The organism is Streptomyces sp. NPDC059718, assembly GCF_042733315.1.
GTDB lineage: Bacteria > Actinomycetota > Actinomycetes > Streptomycetales > Streptomycetaceae > Actinacidiphila.
This window is the reverse complement of record NZ_JBHWGA010000001.1, coordinates 169455-187349: the sequence shown is the minus strand read 5'-3', so window position 1 is coordinate 187349 and position 17895 is coordinate 169455. Positions and strand designations below refer to the sequence as shown.

The 17895-nt window shown below is 71.9% G+C and carries 16 protein-coding genes and 2 pseudogenes; 10 read left to right on the top strand and 8 right to left on the bottom strand.

The genetic code is table 11. The features are described from left to right. The first annotated feature begins 144 nt into the window (after positions 1-144). Both ACFV3E_RS00920 and ACFV3E_RS00915 read left to right on the top strand, forming a co-directional pair. Complete coding sequence (locus ACFV3E_RS00920; protein WP_500532984.1) at positions 145-1311, top strand: MFS transporter; 1167 nt, start codon at positions 145-147, stop codon at positions 1309-1311. Positions 1312-1331: 20 nt separating this feature from the next. Then, on the top strand, positions 1332-2351 hold the full coding sequence (locus ACFV3E_RS00915) for a TolB family protein (RefSeq protein ID WP_500532785.1): 1020 nt from the start codon (positions 1332-1334) through the stop codon (positions 2349-2351). Positions 2352-2375: 24 nt separating this feature from the next. Here ACFV3E_RS00915 and ACFV3E_RS00910 read toward each other — a convergent pair whose 3' ends face one another. Both ACFV3E_RS00910 and ACFV3E_RS00905 read right to left on the bottom strand, forming a co-directional pair. Then, entirely contained in the window at positions 2376-2798 is a 423-nt protein-coding gene (locus ACFV3E_RS00910; RefSeq protein ID WP_500532784.1) for a TOBE domain-containing protein, read from the bottom strand. Between the two features lie 94 nt (positions 2799-2892). Next, a complete protein-coding gene (locus tag ACFV3E_RS00905) occupies positions 2893-3318 on the bottom strand; it encodes an ATP-binding protein (RefSeq protein WP_500532783.1) in 426 nt (141 codons plus the stop codon). Positions 3319-3498: 180 nt separating this feature from the next. Here ACFV3E_RS00905 and ACFV3E_RS00900 point away from each other — a divergent pair, with 180 nt between their 5' ends. After that, positions 3499-4266 carry an IclR family transcriptional regulator gene (locus ACFV3E_RS00900; protein WP_499511513.1) on the top strand — a complete coding sequence of 256 codons (768 nt, stop codon included), beginning with the start codon at positions 3499-3501 and terminating at the stop codon, positions 4264-4266. 71 nt (positions 4267-4337) lie between these two features. After that, complete coding sequence (gene glpK, locus ACFV3E_RS00895; protein WP_500532782.1) at positions 4338-5846, top strand: glycerol kinase GlpK; 1509 nt, start codon at positions 4338-4340, stop codon at positions 5844-5846. Here the strand turns inward: glpK and ACFV3E_RS00890 are convergent. Then, entirely contained in the window at positions 5830-6714 is an 885-nt protein-coding gene (locus ACFV3E_RS00890; RefSeq protein ID WP_500532781.1) for a PhzF family phenazine biosynthesis isomerase, read from the bottom strand. The genes glpK and ACFV3E_RS00890 overlap by 17 nt on opposite strands. A 95-nt stretch (positions 6715-6809) precedes the next feature. On the opposite strand from ACFV3E_RS00890, the pseudogene ACFV3E_RS00885 reads away from it, so the two are divergent. Further along, positions 6810-6935, top strand: a pseudogene (locus tag ACFV3E_RS00885) (LysR family transcriptional regulator); the annotation flags it as partial. Between the two features lie 268 nt (positions 6936-7203). After that, positions 7204-7725, top strand: a complete 522-nt coding sequence (locus tag ACFV3E_RS00880; RefSeq protein WP_500532780.1) for a substrate-binding domain-containing protein — start codon at positions 7204-7206, stop codon at positions 7723-7725. Positions 7726-7842: 117 nt separating this feature from the next. On the opposite strand, the gene ACFV3E_RS00875 is transcribed toward ACFV3E_RS00880, so the two are convergent. Beyond that, positions 7843-8709 (bottom strand): bifunctional helix-turn-helix transcriptional regulator/GNAT family N-acetyltransferase, encoded by an 867-nt coding sequence (locus ACFV3E_RS00875; protein WP_500532779.1) that lies wholly within the window; start codon positions 8707-8709, stop codon positions 7843-7845. Between the two features lie 238 nt (positions 8710-8947). Between ACFV3E_RS00875 and ACFV3E_RS00870 the strand changes: the two genes are divergently transcribed. Then, on the top strand, positions 8948-9778 hold the full coding sequence (locus tag ACFV3E_RS00870) for a hypothetical protein (RefSeq protein WP_500532778.1): 831 nt from the start codon (positions 8948-8950) through the stop codon (positions 9776-9778). Further along, positions 9775-10158 carry a transcriptional regulator gene (locus ACFV3E_RS00865; RefSeq protein WP_500532777.1) on the top strand — a complete coding sequence of 128 codons (384 nt, stop codon included), beginning with the start codon at positions 9775-9777 and terminating at the stop codon, positions 10156-10158. Before ACFV3E_RS00870 ends, ACFV3E_RS00865 begins: the two co-directional genes overlap by 4 nt. Positions 10159-10227: 69 nt before the next feature. Here the strand turns inward: ACFV3E_RS00865 and ACFV3E_RS00860 are convergent. Beyond that, positions 10228-10315 (bottom strand): annotated as a pseudogene (locus tag ACFV3E_RS00860) (glutamine synthetase); the annotation flags it as partial. A 364-nt stretch (positions 10316-10679) separates the two neighbouring features. Between ACFV3E_RS00860 and ACFV3E_RS00855 the strand changes: the two are divergent. Next, on the top strand, positions 10680-10949 hold the full coding sequence (locus ACFV3E_RS00855) for a chaplin (protein WP_500532776.1): 270 nt from the start codon (positions 10680-10682) through the stop codon (positions 10947-10949). 459 nt (positions 10950-11408) lie between these two features. Here ACFV3E_RS00855 and glnA2 read toward each other — a convergent pair whose 3' ends face one another. Beyond that, positions 11409-12770 carry a glutamine synthetase family protein gene (glnA2, locus tag ACFV3E_RS00850; protein WP_499511526.1) on the bottom strand — a complete coding sequence of 454 codons (1362 nt, stop codon included), beginning with the start codon at positions 12768-12770 and terminating at the stop codon, positions 11409-11411. Between the two features lie 271 nt (positions 12771-13041). Here glnA2 and ACFV3E_RS00845 point away from each other — a divergent pair, with 271 nt between their 5' ends. Then, a complete protein-coding gene (locus ACFV3E_RS00845; RefSeq protein ID WP_500532775.1) occupies positions 13042-14799 on the top strand; it encodes an NAD+ synthase in 1758 nt (585 codons plus the stop codon). 651 nt (positions 14800-15450) lie between these two features. On the opposite strand, the gene ACFV3E_RS00840 is transcribed toward ACFV3E_RS00845, so the two are convergent. Both ACFV3E_RS00840 and ACFV3E_RS00835 read right to left on the bottom strand, forming a co-directional pair. After that, complete coding sequence (locus ACFV3E_RS00840; RefSeq protein WP_500532774.1) at positions 15451-16671, bottom strand: MFS transporter; 1221 nt, start codon at positions 16669-16671, stop codon at positions 15451-15453. A gap of 94 nt (positions 16672-16765) precedes the next feature. Then, the gene (locus ACFV3E_RS00835) at positions 16766-17686 is read right to left on the bottom strand and encodes an endonuclease/exonuclease/phosphatase family protein (RefSeq protein WP_500532983.1); all 921 of its coding nucleotides are present in this window, start codon (positions 17684-17686) and stop codon (positions 16766-16768) included. Between the last annotated feature and the right edge of the window lie 209 nt (positions 17687-17895).

Sequence of the window (17895 nt, the reverse complement as noted above, 5' to 3'; positions counted from 1 at the left end):
TCACCTTATTATCTTTTTTTTTTTTGTGTTGGGGTTTTTTTTTTTTTTTATCCCCGCGGGGGCGGGGGGGGGCGGGGGGGGGGGGCGGGCCCCGCCCCCCCCCCCCCACCCCGGGCCACCGCCGTCGCCCCCACCGTCCTCGTCCTGGGCACCGTCAGCCTCATCACCGACGTCTCGTCGGAGATGGTCACCGCCGTGCTCCCCCTCTACCTGGTCGCCGGACTCGGGCTCTCCCCGCTCGGCTTCGGCCTGCTCGACGGCGTCTACAACGGCTTCAGCGCCCTCGTGCGGCTGGCCGGCGGCCACCTCGCCGACCGGGGCGGCGGCCGGCACAAGGCCGTCGCGGCCGTCGGCTACGGCCTGTCGGCGCTGTGCAAGCCCGCGCTGCTCCTGGTCCACAGCCTGCCCCTGATCGGTGCCGTCCTCGCGGTCGACCGCACCGGCAAGGGGCTGCGCACCGCACCGCGGGACGCGCTGATCTCGCTGACCTCCGCGCCGGAGACGCGCGGGCGGGCCTTCGGCGTGCACCGCGCCATGGACACCGCCGGGGCGCTGCTGGGACCGCTGGTGGCGTTCCTCATCCTGCGGCAGGCCGCCGAAGGGTACGACGCCGTCTTCACGGTGAGCTTCTGCGTGGCCGCCGTGGGGGTGCTGGTGCTGCTGCTCTTCGTGCCGGGCCGCCTCCGCGGCGGAGCACCGGTCACCACGGCCGCCCCCGCGCCCGCCGACGCGCCCGCGCCCTCGCTGCGGGCGTCCGTGGCGCTGCTGCGCCGCCGGGACGTGCGGCGGCTGACGGTCTGCGCGACGCTGCTGGGCCTGTCGACGGTGAGCGACTCCTTCGTCTACCTGCTGCTCCAGCACCGGCTCGGGGTCCCCGACCGCTGGTTCGCGCTGCTCCCCCTGGGCACCGCGGCGGCCTTCCTGCTGCTCGCGATGCCGCTGGGGCGGCTGGCCGACCGTGTGGGGCGCTGGCGGATGTTCCTGGCGGGACACCTCGCGCTGCTCGCCGCGTACGGGCTGATGCTCGCGCACGGCCCCGCGTACGCCGTCCTGCTGCTGCACGGCGCCTTCTACGCCGCCACGGACGGCGTGCTGATGGCCGCCGCCTCAACCGCCGTCCCCGACGAGCTGCGCGGTGCCGGGCTCGCCCTCGTCCAGACCGGGCAGGCCATGGCCCGCTTCGTCGCCTCCCTGGCCTTCGGCGCGGCCTGGACCGCAGGGGGCGACCGCACGGCGCTCACCGCCGCCGCGCTGGCGCTGACGGCGTGCGCGGTCTGCGCCGTGTACCTGCGCCCGGCGCCGAGCACGTGACCCCCGAGGAAAGGCCCCCCATGAACACCCGCAGCCGTCTGTTCGTGCTGCTCGCCGCCGTGGCGGCGCTGGCCGCCGTCGCCGCCGTGTCCGTGCTGCGCGCCGCGGACCGGGCGGCGGAGAAGGACCGCCCGCAGGCGGGCGGCCCAGCGGTCACGGCGGGGGCGGTGACGCTGGCGCCGGACGCGCCCCGCATGGTGTTCCGCAACATGGCGTGGGGCCCGCACCGGGACGAGCTCGCCACGGTCCCGGCCGGCCGCCCCGGGGCCGCGCGCACCGCCTCGGACGTGAAGTGCCTGCGCTTCTACGCGGCGGCGGGCACCGGCATCTGCCTGCAGTCCGTCAAGGGCGCCGTCCAGGACAGCTACCGCGCCGTCGTGCTCGACGCCCGGCTGCACGAACTGCGCCGCTTCCCCCTCGCGGGCATCCCGACCCGGGCCCGGGTCTCGCCCAGCGGGCGCATGGTCGCCTGGACGGTGTTCGTCGGGGGCGACTCCTACGCGGGCACGAACTTCTCCACCCGCACCTCCGTCCTGGACACCCGTACCTGGACCCTCGTGGCGAACCTCGAGGACTTCCGGATCACCAGGGAGGGCCGGCCGTACCACGCCGCCGACGTCAACTTCTGGGGCGTGACCTTCTCCGACGACACCCACTTCTACGCCACCTTGGGCACCGGCGGCCGCACCTACCTCGTCCGCGGCGACGTCGCGGCCCGCTCCGTCCGCACGCTGCGCAGCAACGTCGAGTGCCCCTCGCTCTCGCCCGACGGCACCCGGCTGGTGTTCAAGAAGCGCGTCGAGGGCCTGTCCCCCGACGCGCCCTGGCGGCTGTACGTCCTGGACCTGGCCACCTTGCGCGAGACCCCGCTCGCGGAGCGGCGGAGCGTCGACGACCAGGTCGTCTGGCGGGACGACCACACGGTCGTCTACGCCCTCGCCGGGGACTTCGGCGCGGACCTGTGGACGGTGCCCGCCGACGGCACCGGCACGGCCCGCCGCATGATGACGGCGGCGCTGGCCCCCGCGTACCTCGGCTAGGCCGCGCCGGGGCCCCTCGCCCGCTCAGGTCGCCAGCGACACGTCGGTCGCCTTGACCAGCGCGACGACCGCGGCGCCCTCGGCGACGCCCAGCTCGTCGAGGGCCTCCCGGGTGATCACGGCGGTCAGCTCGCGGCCGCCCGCGAAGCCGATCCGGACGGTCGCCATGGCCTCGCCCGGCGTCACGGAGGTGACGGTCCCGGGGACCTGGTTGCGGATGCTGAGGCCCTGCACCGGGGCCGTGGCGAGGGAGACCTCCGTCGCCTTGATCAGCACGGTCACCCCGCCGCCCGGGATGATGCCGAGCTCCCGCACGGCCTCGGCGGTCACGGCCGCCGTGAAGTCCGGTCCCCCGCCGTCGAGGCGCACCGTGACCACGGCCATCACCTCGCCCGGGACCACGGAGGCGACCTTGCCGTCGATCTGGTTGCGAATGCTCAGTGCCATGAGCGGCACCGTAAGCCCGCCCCCGGCGCGCCGCGCGGAACGACCCGCCGCCCGCCCCGGGCCCGGGCGGCGGTCCGGTCCCGCCGGCGGCGGCTCAGGCGGTGACCAGGTCCGCCCAGCGGGTGAATCCGGCGCAGTCGGCACGGATGCCGTGCCGTGTGGAGAGGGCGTTGACGATGCCGAGGCCCCGGCCGTGCTCGTCCGGGTCCGTGGATCCCCCCGGCATGCATGGTCGGGCCGACGGGCCCGAGTCGGTCACCTCGATGTGCAGGGCGCTGCGCCCCTCGACCTCGGTCCAGCAGATGCGCAGGGACGCGGGGCCGTCGGCGTGCACGATCGCGTTCGTGGTCAGCTCCGATATCACCAGCAGCGCGTCCTCGGCCACCTCCGCGCGCAGCTCCCACTCCGCCAGCACGCCCCGTACCCTCCGGCGCACGACGGACAGGGCGCCGGGGATGTGCGACAGCGCGCAGACGTGCACGTCCTCGCGCTGCGGCATCGTCTCGGGCTGTGCCGCCATGGTGTCCTCCTCCCGGGGAGTCCTGCCGGGTGGACTCCCGGACCTGCACGAAAGCTTCCGAGACAGGACATCCCGGGTCAATGAATCGGGGTCGTCATTATCGAACGCTGCCTTCAGAGGCCGAACGACCTGCGGAAACGCGCTGATGCCCATCGTGGTCGCCGGGGATAGCATCGACATATGGCCGGCCCGCTCCAGTCCATCGAACGGGCGGCGGCGATCCTCAGGCTCCTGGCCGGCGGTCCCCGCCGGCTCGGGCTGGGCGAAGTGGCCGGCTCGCTCGGGCTGGCGAAGGGCACCGCCCACGGCATCCTGCGCACCCTCCAGCACGTGGACTTCGTCGAGCAGGACCCGGCGACCGGGAAGTACCAGCTCGGGGCGGCCCTGCTGCACCTGGGCACCAGCTACCTGGACGTCAACGAACTGCGGTCCCGGTCGATCAACTGGGCCGACGCGCTGGCCGCCCGCAGCGGCGAGGCGGTACGCCTCGGCACCCCGCTGGAGGGCCAGGTGCTCGTCGTCCACCACGTCTTCCGGCCCGACGACAGCCTGCAGACGCTCGACGTCGGAGCCCTGCTGCCGCTGCACGCCTCCTCGCTCGGCAAGATCCTGCTGGCGTACGGGGCGGCACCGCTGGAGCCGCTGCTGAAGGAGGAACTGGAGGCGTACACCCGGCACACGCTCGTGGTCCCGGAGGACCTGACCCGGGCCCTCGCCGAGGTCCGCGAGCAGGGCTGGGCGCCGGAGGTGCAGGAGATGTCGATGGGCGAGGCCGGGGTCTCGGCGCCGATCCGCGGGTCGGGCGGCCTCGTCGTGGGCGCGATCGGCCTGTCCGGCCCGGTCGAGCGGATCTGCGACAGCAAGGGCCGCCCGCTGGCGTCCCTGGTCACGCTGCTCCGCGAGGCCGCGCGGGCGATCTCCAGAGACCTGGGTGCCGCCCGCTGGTGAGGCCCGCCCGAGCACCGGACACCCCGAGCACAGCGAACGCGTCGGAAAGCATCGGAAAGCAGGCCCCGATCATGGTTGAACGGTATGTGATGTCCATCGACCAGGGCACCACCTCCACCCGATGCATCCTGTTCGACCACCGCGGGCGCCTGGTGTCGGTGGCCCAGCGCGAACACCAGCAGCACTTCCCCAGGCCCGGCTGGGTCGAGCACGACGCCCTGGAGATCTGGCGCAACCTCGAGCGCATCGTGCCGCAGGCGCTGTCCTCCGCCGAGATCGCGGCGGAGGAGGTCGCCGCGATCGGCATCGCCAACCAGCGGGAGACGACCGTGCTGTGGGACCGGAGCACGGGCGTGCCGCTGGGCCGGGCGATCGTCTGGCAGGACACCCGCACCGCGCCGCTCGTCGAGCGGCTGCGCAAGGACCCCGGCGACGACTTCTTCCTGGAGCGCTGCTGCCTGCCGCCCTCCACCTACTTCTCCGCGCCGCGGATCCGCTGGCTCTTCGACGAGGTGCCCGGGCTGGAGCAGCGCGCCCGCGACGGCGAGGTGCTCTTCGGGACGATGGAGACCTGGCTGATCTGGAACCTGACGGGCGGGGTCGACGGCGGTCTGCACATCACCGACGCCACCAATGCCAGCCGCACCATGCTGATGAACATCCGCTCGCTGACCTGGGACCAGGACCTGCTGGACTTCTTCGGCGTCCCCCGCGCGATGCTCCCGGAGATCCACGCCTCCGCCGAGAACTACGGCGCGGCCCGGACGGTCCTGCCCGGGGTCCGCATCACCGCCGCCCTCGGCGACCAGCAGGCGGCGCTGTTCGGCCAGACCTGCTTCTCCCCCGGCGAGGCGAAGTGCACCTACGGGACCGGCAGTTTCCTGCTGCTCAACACCGGGACCACGATGATCAGGTCGCGGCACGGGCTGCTCTCCACGGTCGCGTACAAGATCGACGACCAGCCGACGGTCTACGCCCTGGAGGGCTCGATCGCCGTCACCGGCTCGCTGGTGCAGTGGTTCCGCGACCGCCTCGGGCTGATCAGCAGCGCACCGGAGATCGAGACCCTCGCCCTCACCGTCGAGGACAACGGCGGCTGCTACATCGTGCCCGCCTTCTCCGGTCTCTTCGCCCCGCACTGGCGTAGCGACGCCCGGGGCGTCATCGTCGGCCTCACCTCGTACATCACCAAGGGGCACCTCGCCCGGGCCGTCCTGGAGGCCACCGGCTGGCAGACCCGCGAGGTGGTCGACGCCATGAACGCCGACTCCTCACTCGGGCTGAAGGAGCTCAAGGTCGACGGCGGCATGACCGCGGACAACCTGCTCATGCAGTTCATCGCCGACGTCCTCGACGTCCCCGTGGTCCGTCCCATGGTCGCCGAGACCGTGTCCCTGGGCGCCGCCTACGCCGCCGGCCTCGCCTCCGGCTACTGGCCGGACCTGAAGGTGCTGCGGAACAACTGGCACCGCGCCGGGCAGTGGCTGCCCGACATGGACCCGGAGCGCCGCGACGCCGAGTACGAGAACTGGCAGCGCGCCGTCGAGCGCTCCATCGGCTGGATCAGACAGCCCCCGTGACCGGTGGCGTGACCAGCCGCACCGCCCGGCCGGTCACCCGTACGCGCGGGTCCCGCGGGTCGACGCCCACGAGCAGCTCGCTCGGGCGGCCCATGTCCTCGCCCTGCCGCACGACCACCCGGGCCGCCTCCGGCACCAGGCCGAGCTCGCGCAGGTAACCGCCGAACGCCGCCGCGGCCGCGCCGGTCGCGGGGTCCTCGACGACCCCGCCCACCGGGAAGGGGTCGCGGGCGTGGAAGCGGTCCGCGGCCTCCCGCCACACCAGGTGCACCGTGGTCCACCCGTGGCGGCGCATCACGCCGGCCAGCGCGTCGAAGTCGTACGCCAGGTCCGCCAGCCGGGCCCGCTCCGCGGCGGCCAGCACCAGGTGGTGCACCCCTCCGAAGGCCACGTGCGGCGGCAGCGCGGGATCCAGCTCGCCCCGCTCCCAGCCCAGCGCGGCGAGCGCCGCGTCCAGCTCGGCGTCCTCGGCAGGACGCGAGCGGGTCGGCACGCTGGTGAGCGTGGCGTGCAGCGCCCCCTCGCCGTCACCGGCCGTCAGCACGGGGATCTCCCCCGCCGGGGTGTCGAAGACCAGCTCACCGGGGCCGATGCGGTCCGCCAGCGCGACGGCGGTCGCGACGGTCGCGTGGCCGCAGAACTCGACCTCGGCGAGGGGGCTGAAGTAGCGCAGGGTGAACCGCCGGCGGGCGGGGTCCGCAGCCGTGACGAACGCCGTCTCGGAGTAGCCGACCTCGGCGGCGAGGGCGAGCATGCGCTCCTCGTCGAGGTCCGACGCGTCGAGGACGACGCCGGCCGGATTGCCGCCCGCGGGGTCGGAACTGAAGGCGGTGTAGCGCAGCACGTCGGTGCGGGTCCCAGGTGTCATGCCGTCCACGCTGTCACACCAAGTGTCATTGACGGAAACGATGGTTGTTCATCGCCCCGATTGATGAGGCCGATCGCAGCGGTTACGGTCGAGCCGTGGACACCCGACTGCTCAGCACCTTCCTCACCCTGGCGAGGACGGGGAACTTCACCGGCGCGGCCGCCGAACTGCACCTGTCGCAGTCCACCGTGACGGCACAGATCAAGTCCCTGGAGAAGGAGCTGGGCGTACGGCTCTTCGACCGCATGCCGCGCGGCGCACAGCTCACCGGGGCCGGACGGCGCCTGATGACGGAGGCCGAGGGCGTCCTCGAGGCGGAGACGCGCCTGCGCGGCACGGCGGCCGGGGACGCCCGGTCCGGCGGGACCGTCGTCCTCGGCGCCGGGGACACGCTCTGCTCGACGCACGTGCCGCGGATCGTCGCCGCCCTGCGCCGCACCCACCCCGGCATCGACGTCCACCTCCCACCCGGCGGGCAGCGACACGGCCGTGGAGGGACTGCGGGCCGGGCGGCTCGACGTCGCCCTGCTGCTGGAGGACCAGGTCGCCCTGCCCGACATGACCGCCCGTCCGCTCGCCGCCGAACCGCTGGTCCTCGTCGCCGCCCCCGGCCACCCGCTGGCCGCGCTCGGCCGGCCCGTCACCTGGGAGGAACTCGCCCGGGAGACCTTCTTCCTCCACGAGGAGGGCTGCTCGTACAGCGACCGCGTCGCGCGCGAACTCCTCGGCGTCCGCGACGCCCGGCCGCGGCTGACCCGGTTCGGCAGCAGCGAGGCCGCCCGCACCTGCGTGGCCGCGGGCCTCGGGCTCGGCGTCCTCCCCCGCGCCACCGTCCGCACCGCCCTGCGCGAGGGCACCCTGCGCGCCGTCCCCGGGCCCGGCCTCCCCGACGTACCCGTCCAGCTCGTCCGCCGGCGCGGCCGCTGGACCTCCCCGGCGGTCCAGGCCGTCCTCGACGCGCTGACGGAGCACTTCGCGCGGCACCGAAACGGGGGCTCGGCGGTCGAGTAGGTCACCGTCGCCGGCAGCGTACGCGCGCCGACTTCAACGGCGGCGGGTACGGCGGCGGGTACGGCCGTGGTCACGCCCGGGCGGAGCGGCAGCGGAGCAGGTGGGCCGACGGCCGTGTCAGCGTTCGAGGTCCCGCTCGAACCAGTGGTGCGCGTACGGCTCGGTGCTGAACGCCTCGACCTCCACGAATCCCGCGGTCTCGTAGAGGCGTCTGGCCTCCGCGAGCGTGCCGTTCGTCTCCAGTCGCAGCGTCCGCATCCCGAGGAGGGTCGCTTCGTCCGCGAGACGCTCGAGGATGCGGCGGCCCAGGCCGAGGCCGCGAACGTCCGGGGACGCCCACATCCGCTTCACCTCCGCGATCCGCGTCCCGGGGTGGAACTTGAGCGCCCCGCACCCCACCGGAGATCCCTGCGCGCTCGCCACCAGGAGCAATCCGTCCGGCGGCGTCATCTCCTCGTCGCTCGCGGAGAGGCTCTTGGCGGGGTCGAAGCCGGTGTCGAACCGTCGTCCCAACTCCTCGAAGTAGGAGCGCAGGCAGTACCGGGCGTCGGGGTCGCGCGGGTCCGTGATCTCGATCCGCACCCGAGAGGCCAGCAGCAGCCGCCCGACCTCCGTCATCGCCGCCACCAAGCGTCCCCGCTGACCATCGGTCAGCGGATCGAGGATCGACTCCGCGAGCTCGTCCGACGCGCGTTCCAGCACCGCCCGCTCCGCAACGCCGGTCCTGGTCAGACGCACCTTCCGCACCCGTCCGTCATCCGGGTCCGGGTCGGTGGTCACCAGCCCGTCCGACTCCAGTCGCCGCAGCTGCCGGCTCAGATACCCGGAGTCCAGACCCAGTCGCGAGCGCAGCACGCGCACCTCGGATCCATCGGGCCCGATCTCCCACAGCAGCCGCGACAGGCCGAGCGAACGGTCCCGCGACAGGTACTCGTCGTCGAGGGCACCGACGCGCTGCGTGACCGCGCGGTTGAACCTGCGCACAGCATCGACCTGCTCCCGTTCCGTTCTCTGACAATAGTCAGAGAAATCCGGGAAGGCGATGCCGGCAATTCAGCGAGGGGCGGACGCCCCGGCCCGGCGTGACCTCGGAGCACGGCACGGACGGTGCGTCACTTACTCTTGACTGCCGTGTACTTTGCATTGCAAAGTACACGGGGCGGGTGGCCGGCCGGCGAGCCGCCTTCCGGAGCTGCCGAAGCGTGATCATCGGGGGAACATCATGGGGACACCCGCACCGAGCGCGGAAGAATCCGAACCGACGGCGCACGCTGCCGGCCTGCTTGCCGCGACGGAAGGCCTGCGGGCCAGGACCCGAACACAGCTGAACGGCTCGTGGGTCCCCCTGCTCGGCTTCGGCCTCCTCGCGCTGGCGGCCGCTCCGTTCGCCCGCTACGCCTTCAACTTCGGGGCGCACGGGCGCTACATCGGGTCCTATCCAGCCTTCGCCTACGCCGAGCTGACCGGCCTGTGCGTCGTCCATGAACCGGGAACCCCCTGCCTGCGGGGCGAGTTCGACGGCGCTGTCCTGCGCTTCGCGGCCTGGGGTGTCTGGTTCGCCCTCCTCCCCCTGGCATGGTTCGCCTTCGCCCGCTGGTACCGACTGCGCGGCGAGGCCCGGGGCATCGTTCCCCGCCGTGGCGTGTGGATCAAGGCCACTGCCGCCGCCACCGCGGCAGTCACAGGGACCCTGCTGGTGTTCCTGTTCTCCAGGAGCCAGCCGTGGGAGGCTCAACTGCTCGAGAACCGCTACGCCTCCCCGTGGTACCTGGTCGGAATCGGACTCCTCGCCCTCGGGCTGGCCGAACGCAGTTGGATCGCCGCAGCAGCGGGCACCGCCCACGCCCTGCTGCTCACCGGCTACCTGGGAGCCTCCTGGGGCAGCGGGTGGCTCCCGTGGGAGCACCCCGCCCATCCCGGCTGGACCGACGGCCCGCAGGCCAAGGCCCTCCTGCTCGCGGCCGTCCTGCTCCTCGCCGGTCTGGCGGAGCGGCTGGCGGTCCGCCGCCGGGCCTCCTCGGGCGCCGCCGGTGCGCGTACCGTCGTTTCATGAACGTCGACGACCCGTCCGCCGCGCGTGACCCTCACGAAGGACTGCATCCGACCCACGCGCTGGACGACACCGTCCACCAGCGTGTGAGGCTCGGCATCCTCACCGTCGCTCGCGAAGCCGACCGGGTCGAGTTCGGCTACCTGAAGAAGCAACTGGCTGTCACCGACGGAAATCTCTCGCGGCACCTGAAGGTGCTGGAGGACTCGGGACTGATCACGCTGGAGAAGGGCTACGCCGGCAAGCGCCCCCGCACGTGGATCGTCCTCACCCGCAAAGGCACCCAGGCACTGGACGCCGAACTCCGAGCCCTGCGTGCACTCGTCCACCGCCTGGAAGCCTCCGGTCCCGTGATCGGCCCGCAGACGGCCCAGGGCGAATGAGACGGCGTCGGGCCGGCGGCATCGCGCTGCCGGATCGCGTCGTCCTCAGGAAACCTCGCTGACCTGCGGTTACAGGTTGGGGAGGTTCTTGCGGAGCTCGAAGGCCGTGACCTCGGAGCGGTACTCCTCCCACTCCCTGCTTCTTGTTGCCCAGGAAGTGAATCGGGCTTCCGCCACCACGGATGCGGCACGGCCGCTCTTCGCCCCGAGCAATGCGGGCGGCACTGCGACCTGCAGCCAAAGCACTCGTGACCTGTGTGGGCAGGCCGTGAACCTCCGTGGTCGTGTGCCTCGGTGCTTGGCCGTCAAGCGCAGTCACTGATGATCTGCCTGTGGTGTCGCGAGGCCCTGAGCCGTCAACCCCAGTAGGACGGGCTGACGCCGGCGACATCACGCGGAGAAGATCCGGACCCTGGGCCAGACTCTGACCTTGCGGCTATTCGGGGGACTTGGCGTTTCGGCGTTCTGCCCCGTTCGTTGAATAGTGCACACAGCCGAATCACCGATTGAGGTAGGTGGCTATGCATCGTCTGGCCAAGACAGTCCTCCTGACCGCCACTGCTGCGGCGGCAGTCGTGGGAAGCACCGGCGCGGCCTTCGCCGACGGAAAGGGCGGCCACGACAATGGGAGTGGCGCGACGGCCAAGGCAATTGCCGTCGGATCGCCGGGCTTTCACAGCGGCAACGTGATCCAAAAGCCGCTGAACTTCCCGATGAACCTCTGCGGCAACACACACAACCACTTCTCCCTGCTGAACTCGACGTTCGGCAACGTCTGCATCAACAGTTGAGACAGAGGCGACGCGGTTGGTTCGCCGCCGTCGCTCTTTGGGCCCCGAAACACAACGCGCCCTTCCTCCGCGCCGACTGCATCGGGGCCCCAGCCATGCCTGAGTGCCAACGGCCAGCGGCTGGAGTCGCCCATCGCACACCTGATTCAGTCTCGGATGGCGCCAAGCCGGCACCATGGAGATGCTTTACCCAGCGCGCATGGGTATGCAGCCGGAGAACATAGATCGAAGACGGTCCCGATCCGTTGCTGTCGGGTGTGAGGTCGGTGTAGCGACTTTGGCCGGGAACTGCTCAGGCGTGAAGCCCTGAGCAGCTACCTGGGTCACACCGACGCGGGGTTCACGCTTCGCGTCTCCACGCACTTGATGCCGAGCAGCGAGGGACGGACACGCCGGGCCGGCGGCATCGCGCTGCCGGCCCGGATCGCGTCGTACGGGAAAGACCCCGCCCACCTGCGGCTACAGGTTGGGGAGGTTCTTGCGGAGCTCGAAGGCCGTGACCTCGCTCCGGTACTCCTCCCACTCCTGCTTCTTGTTGCGCAGGAAGAAGTCGAAGACGTGCTCCCCGAGCGTCTCGGCGACCAGTTCGCTGCGCTCCATGAGGGAGATGGCCTCGCCGAGGTTCTGCGGGAGGGGCTGGATTCCGAGGGCGCGGCGCTCGCCGTCGGAGAGGGCCCACACGTCGTCGTCGGCGCCGGGCGGGAGCTCGTAGCCCTCCTCGATGCCCTTGAGGCCGGCGGCCAGGAGGACGGCGTAGGTGAGGTACGGGTTGGCGCCGGAGTCGATGGAGCGGACCTCGACCCGGGTGGAGCCGGTCTTGCCGGGCTTGTACATCGGGACGCGGATGAGCGCGGACCGGTTGTTGTGGCCCCAGCAGATGTACGACGGGGCCTCGCCGCCGGCCCCCGCGGTGCGGTTGGCGCCGCCCCAGATGCGCTTGTACGAGTTGACCCACTGGTTGGTCACCGCGGAGATCTCGTCGGCGTGCCGCAGCAGGCCCGCGATGAAGGAGCGGCCGACCTTGGACAGCTGGTACTCGGCGCCGGACTCGTGGAAGGCGTTGCGGTCGCCCTCGAAGAGGGACAGGTGCGTGTGCATGCCGGAGCCGGGGTGCTGGCTGAAGGGCTTCGGCATGAACGTGGCGTTCACGCCCTGCTCCAGCGCGACCTGCTTCATGACCAGGCGGAAGGTCATGATGTTGTCGGCGGTGGACAGCGCGTCCGCGTAGCGCAGGTCGATCTCCTGCTGGCCGGGGGCGCCCTCGTGGTGGGAGAACTCCACCGAGATGCCCATCGACTCCAGCATCGTGATGGCCTGGCGGCGGAAGTCCTGGCCCACGTTCTGCGGGGTGTGGTCGAAGTAGCCGGAGTTGTCGGCGGGCACCGGCACGCTGCCGTCCAGCGGCAGGTTCTTCAGCAGGAAGAACTCGATCTCGGGGTGCGTGTAGAAGGTGAACCCGAGGTCGGAGGCCTTGGCCAGGGACCGCTTGAGGACGAAGCGGGGGTCGGCGTACGACGGGGAGCCGTCCGGCATGAGGATGTCGCAGAACATCCGGGCGGTGCCGGGGGCCTCGGCGCGCCACGGGAGGATCTGGAAGGTGCCGGGGTCGGGCTTGGCGATCATGTCCGACTCGTACACCCGCGCGAAGCCCTCGATCGCGGACCCGTCGAAGCCGATGCCCTCGTCGAAGGCCTGCTCCAGCTCGGCAGGCGCCACGGCGACCGACTTGAGGTAGCCCAGCACGTCGGTGAACCACAGCCGCACAAATCGGATGTCGCGCTCTTCGAGGGTACGGAGCACGAACTCCTGCTGCTTATCCATAGCTATCCAACCTCACAGGTCATGGGGGCCTGTTGTCCGTGCCGGCTCGAGCGAGGGCCAGACCAGTATCACGTCATGGGGTTACCGGTCTGTTTCGGCGGTGGCCGGGACCGCCGGACACCCCTCGCCACCATTGTGATGCACCCTTGCGATCTTGACACAGGGGGCCGACCCCGGAAAGGCCCGTCCGCCATGGCTTCCCGGGCTGAGTGCGCGACCCCACAGGCGTCGCCCACGACATCGCGTCGGTTTGACGATTACACTGGGCGGCGTGCCTCAACTTCGCCTCGCCCTGAATCAGATCGACTCCACCGTCGGCGACCTCGCCGGGAACGCGGAGTCGGTCGTGCGCTGGACCCGGCACGCGGCCGAACAGGGAGCCCACCTCGTGGCCTTCCCGGAGATGGCGCTGACCGGGTACCCCGTGGAGGACCTCGCCCTGCGCTCCTCCTTCGTCGAAGCCAGCCGTGCCGCCCTGGAAGCCCTCGCCGAGCGCCTGGCGGCCGAGGGCTTCGGAGAGCTGCCGGTGGTCGTCGGCTACCTCGACCGCAGCGAGAAGGCCCAGCCCCGCTACGGTCAGCCCGCCGGCTCCCCGCGCAACGCCGCCGCCGTGCTGCACGGCGGGAAGGTCGTGCTGAAGTTCGCCAAGCACCACCTGCCGAACTACGGCGTCTTCGACGAGTTCCGCTACTTCGTGCCCGGCGACACCCTCCCGGTGATCCGGGTGCACGGGGTCGACGTCGCCCTCGCCATCTGCGAGGACCTGTGGCAGGACGGCGGCCGGGTGCCCGCCGCCCGCACCGCCGGCGCCGGTCTCCTGCTCTCCGTCAACGCCTCCCCCTACGAGGTCGCCAAGGACGACACCCGCCTGGACCTGGTGCGCAAGCGCGCCCAGGAGGCCGGCTGCACCCTCGCCTACCTCGCCATGATCGGCGGGCAGGACGAGCTCGTCTTCGACGGCGACTCGATCGTCGTCTCCGAGGACGGCGAGGTGATCGCACGTGCCCCGCAGTTCGAGGAGGGCTGCGTCCTGGTCGACCTCGACCTGCCCGCCGCGGACGCCACCAAGGTGCCGGGCGGCATCGCCGACGACGGTCTGGAGATCGAGCACGTCACCCTCTCCGCCGAGCCGCTCCCCGCGTACGAGCCCGAGGTGCACGGCGGCGAGGCCCCGAGGCTCGGCGACGACGAGGAGGTCTACACCGCGCTGGTCGTCGGCCTGCGGGCGTACGTCGCCAAGAACGGCTTCCGCTCCGTGCTGATCGGCCTCTCCGGCGGCATCGACTCCGCCCTGGTCGCGGCCATCGCCTGCGACGCGGTCGGGGCGGCCAACGTCTACGGCGTCTCCATGCCGTCGCGGTACTCCTCCGACCACTCCAAGGACGACGCCGCCGAACTGGCCCGGCGGACCGGGCTCAACTTCCGCACCGTGCCGATCGCCCCGATGTTCGACGCCTACATGGGCTCCCTGGGGCTGACCGGACTGGCGGAGGAGAACCTGCAGTCCCGGCTGCGCGGCACGATGCTCATGGCCATCTCCAACCAGGAGGGGCACATCGTCCTCGCCCCGGGCAACAAGAGCGAGCTCGCGGTCGGCTACTCCACGCTGTACGGCGACTCGGTCGGCGCGTACGGGCCCATCAAGGACGTCTACAAGACGACCGTCTTCCGTCTCGCGCAGTGGCGCAACCAGGCCGCGGCGGAGCGGGGCCAGAACCCGCCCATCCCCGAGAACTCCATCTCCAAGCCGCCCAGCGCGGAGCTGCGGCCGGGCCAGGTCGACACGGACTCCCTGCCGGACTACGACGTCCTGGACCGGGTGCTGGCGATGTACGTCGACCAGGACAAGGGGCGCGACGCGATCGTCGCCGCCGGGTTCGACGGGGAACTCGTGGCGAAGGTGCTGCGGATGGTGGACACGGCGGAGTACAAGCGGAGGCAGTATCCGCCGGGGACGAAGATCTCCGCGAAGGGGTTCGGGAAGGACCGGAGGCTCCCCATCACGAACCGCTGGCGCGAGCACGCGTAGCGAGTGCCCGGGGGTTGTGGTTGCGGCCCGTCGTTGTGTGCGGGTTGTTTGCGCCTGCGGCGGGCATCCCCCGCCCGCCCTCCCGATTGCCCGGCACGGTTGGTGCGGGCCTCGCGCGGTTCGTGGTGGGCCGGGGTCGGGGCCTGCGGGGCTGGGCATTCTGGACCGCATATTTATGTGCATGACGGGCGGCACTTGTTGTGCTGTCCGTGCCGCACAACAAATACACGTCAGCATCCAGAACGCCCACCCCTACGACCCCGCCCCCTCCGTATCGAGCGGCGGCCAACGGCCGGTGAGGGGTGAGGAGGCGGTCCGGGGTTGCCGCAGGTACCTTACTCACCCCCACCGGCCGTCAGTCGCCCCAACCGTCGGGAGGGGGTGTGGCGGGGTGCGCCCATGGGGGTCCCCCCGGCCGAAGGCTGGGGGAGACGAGCGGCGAACCCGGCGCCGAACAATGTTGGGGTAAACCGCGAGCGCTGTGGGGGTCCCCCCGGCCGAAGGCTGGGGGAGACGTGCGCCGGCGCGGCCCCGACCCCACAACAACCGCGCGAGGCGGTCACTGACCGCGCCGGGCAATCGGGAGGGCGGGCGGGGGAGAAACCCCAACGCCAACCACAACGGCGCCGCACACGAGGCACGGGCCACACATCAGCGCACGCGCTCCCGCACCGCGGGCGCCTGCCCGGACACGACGACCCGGGACGAAGAGAACCCCGCGTCGGAACCCGCGCGCCGCTCCCACAGGCCCGCGACCGTGGCGATCGCCAGCCCCGTGACCGCCAGCACCGCGCCCGCCACCGCCGGGGCGGTGTAGCCGAGGCCGTGCGCGAGGACGACCCCGCCGAGCCAGGCACCGCCCGCGTTGGCCAGGTTGAACGCGGCCTGGTTCGCGGAGGAGGCCAGCGCGGGGGCGTGCCGGGCCTTCTCCATGACGAGCATCATCATGGGCGACCCCGTCGCGAACGCCGCGATCCCGAGCAGGACGACCGTGAGCGCCGCGCTCCACCGGGCGTGCGCGGTGACCGTGAACAGCAGGAGGACGACCGCGAGCGCGCCGAGCCCGCCGAGCAGTGCGGGGCGCAGGGCGCGGTCGGCGAGGCGGCCGCCGAGGAGGTTGCCGATCGTCGCGCCGACGCCGAAGAGGGCGAGCACCAGGGTGACGCTGCTCTCCCCGAACCCGGCGACCTGCGTGAGCATCGGCGTGACGTAGCTGTAGACCGCGAAGACCGCGGCGAAGCCGAAGATCGTGGTGCCCAGCGCCAGCCAGACCTGTCCGCTGCGGAAGGCCGACAGTTCCCGGCGCAGTCCGCCGCCCGGGGCGAGGGCGATGCGGGGCACGAGCAGGGCGATGCCGGCGATGGCGACGAGGCCGATGACGCCGACGGCGAGGAAGGTGGCGCGCCAGCCGAGGTGCTGGCCGAGGAGGGTGGCGGCGGGGACGCCGACGATGTTCGCGACGGTGAGCCCGGCGATCATCAGGGAGACGGCGCGGGCCTTGCGCGCGGGGTCGACCATGCCCGCGGCGACGACCGCGCCGACGCCGAAGAAGGCGCCGTGCGGGAGTCCGGACAGCACGCGCCCGGCCAGCAGCCAGCCGAAGCTCGGGGCGAGGGCGGAGAGCGTGTTGCCGACGGTGAACAGGGCCATGAGGGACAGGAGCAGGGCCTTGCGCGGCATCCGCGTGGTGACCGCCGCGAGGAGCGGAGCGCCGATGACGACGCCGAGGGCGTAGCCGGAGACGAGGTAGCCGGCGGTCGGGATGGAGGTGTGCAGGTCGTCCGCGACGTCGGGCAGCAGGCCCATGATCACGAACTCCGTCGTACCGATGCCGAATGCGCTGATCGCCAGTGCGAGCAGGGCGAGAGGCATGACAGGCCTTTCCGGGGCAGGGTCGGGAGCAGTTATTAGTTTAACTGCGGAACAAAGTCTGCCCGGCCCGTTCTTCCCGTGGGCGAAGAACTCGTTACGGGAGTGCTACCTTCGCCGCCACCGGCCGGTGGTCGCTGCCCGTCGCGGGCAGCACCCAGGAGGCGGTCGGCTCCACCCCCCTGACGAGGATCTGGTCGATGCGGGCGGTCGGGAAGCCGGCCGGCCAGCTGAAGCCGAAGCCGTCGCCCGCGGCGCCCTGCGTGGACCGCATCTGGGAGGTGATGTTGGCGAGCGCGCGGTCGTTCATCGTGCCGTTGAGGTCGCCCATGAGGATGACGTCGGGCAGCTTCTCGTCCGCGACGGCCTCGCCGAGCGCGTCGGCGCTGCGGTCGCGCTCGCCGGCGGTGAAGCCCGCGTTGAACTTGACCCGCACCGAGGGAAGGTGCGCGACGTAGACCGCGACCTTCCCGTGCGGCGTCGTGGCGGTGGCGCGCAGGGCGCGGGTCCAGCCGAGCCGGATGTCCACCGGGCGCACCTGGCTGAGCGGGTACCTGCTCCACAGCCCGACGGTGCCCAGCACGGCGCTGTACGGGTAGCGGGCCTTGAGCCCGGACTCGTAGACGGAGACCTTCCCGGCGGGGATCTCCTCCAGCGCGACGAGGTCGGCACCGGAGCCGATGAGGTCCTGTGCGGTGCGGGCGGGGTCGGGGTTGTCGGCGTTGACGTTGTGGGTCAGCACGGTGAGGTCGCCCCCACCGGCGTCCTTGTCCGTGAGGAGCCCGCCGAAGAAGTGCAGCCACACCACGACCGGCAGCAGGACGGCGATCAGCGCGGTCGCCGAGCGCCGCAGCACGCCGACCACCAGCAGCACCGGGAGCACGAGCCCGAGCCAGGGCAGGAAGGTCTCCAGCAGGCTGCCCAGGTTGCCGATCCGGTTGGGCACCGCGCCGTGAAAGGCCATCACCACGGCGATGGCCAGGGCCAGTACCGCCGTGACGATCCCCCGCCGCCACATGCCGTCGCCGAAGGACCAGAACCGCCGGAAGCGTCCGAAACGTCCGTTCGCACCCGAACCCTGCGGCCTGGTACCGCCGTCGGTGGTCACGTCCGCGTCGTACGCCTGAGCCATGGGGGGAGTCCTCACTGTCTTGCCAGGTGCTCAGTCGACCATAGGCGATCGACGCCCGGAGGACGGGACTCGCCGGGCGACAGGTTCCCCCGCCG

Coding starts and splice junctions, on each gene's coding strand:
- ACFV3E_RS00840 (WP_500532774.1), bottom strand. CDS start 16,671: ATGCCTCTCGCCCTGCTCGCACTGGCGATCAGCGCATTCGGCATCGGT.
- glpK (WP_500532782.1), top strand. CDS start 4,338: ATGGTTGAACGGTATGTGATGTCCATCGACCAGGGCACCACCTCCACC.
- ACFV3E_RS00870 (WP_500532778.1), top strand. CDS start 8,948: ATGGGGACACCCGCACCGAGCGCGGAAGAATCCGAACCGACGGCGCAC.
- glnA2 (WP_499511526.1), bottom strand. CDS start 12,770: ATGGATAAGCAGCAGGAGTTCGTGCTCCGTACCCTCGAAGAGCGCGAC.
- ACFV3E_RS00835 (WP_500532983.1), bottom strand. CDS start 17,686: ATGTGGCGGCGGGGGATCGTCACGGCGGTACTGGCCCTGGCCATCGCC.
- ACFV3E_RS00865 (WP_500532777.1), top strand. CDS start 9,775: ATGAACGTCGACGACCCGTCCGCCGCGCGTGACCCTCACGAAGGACTG.
- ACFV3E_RS00915 (WP_500532785.1), top strand. CDS start 1,332: ATGAACACCCGCAGCCGTCTGTTCGTGCTGCTCGCCGCCGTGGCGGCG.
- ACFV3E_RS00855 (WP_500532776.1), top strand. CDS start 10,680: ATGCATCGTCTGGCCAAGACAGTCCTCCTGACCGCCACTGCTGCGGCG.
- ACFV3E_RS00905 (WP_500532783.1), bottom strand. CDS start 3,318: ATGGCGGCACAGCCCGAGACGATGCCGCAGCGCGAGGACGTGCACGTC.
- ACFV3E_RS00900 (WP_499511513.1), top strand. CDS start 3,499: ATGGCCGGCCCGCTCCAGTCCATCGAACGGGCGGCGGCGATCCTCAGG.
- ACFV3E_RS00910 (WP_500532784.1), bottom strand. CDS start 2,798: ATGGCACTGAGCATTCGCAACCAGATCGACGGCAAGGTCGCCTCCGTG.
- ACFV3E_RS00890 (WP_500532781.1), bottom strand. CDS start 6,714: ATGACACCTGGGACCCGCACCGACGTGCTGCGCTACACCGCCTTCAGT.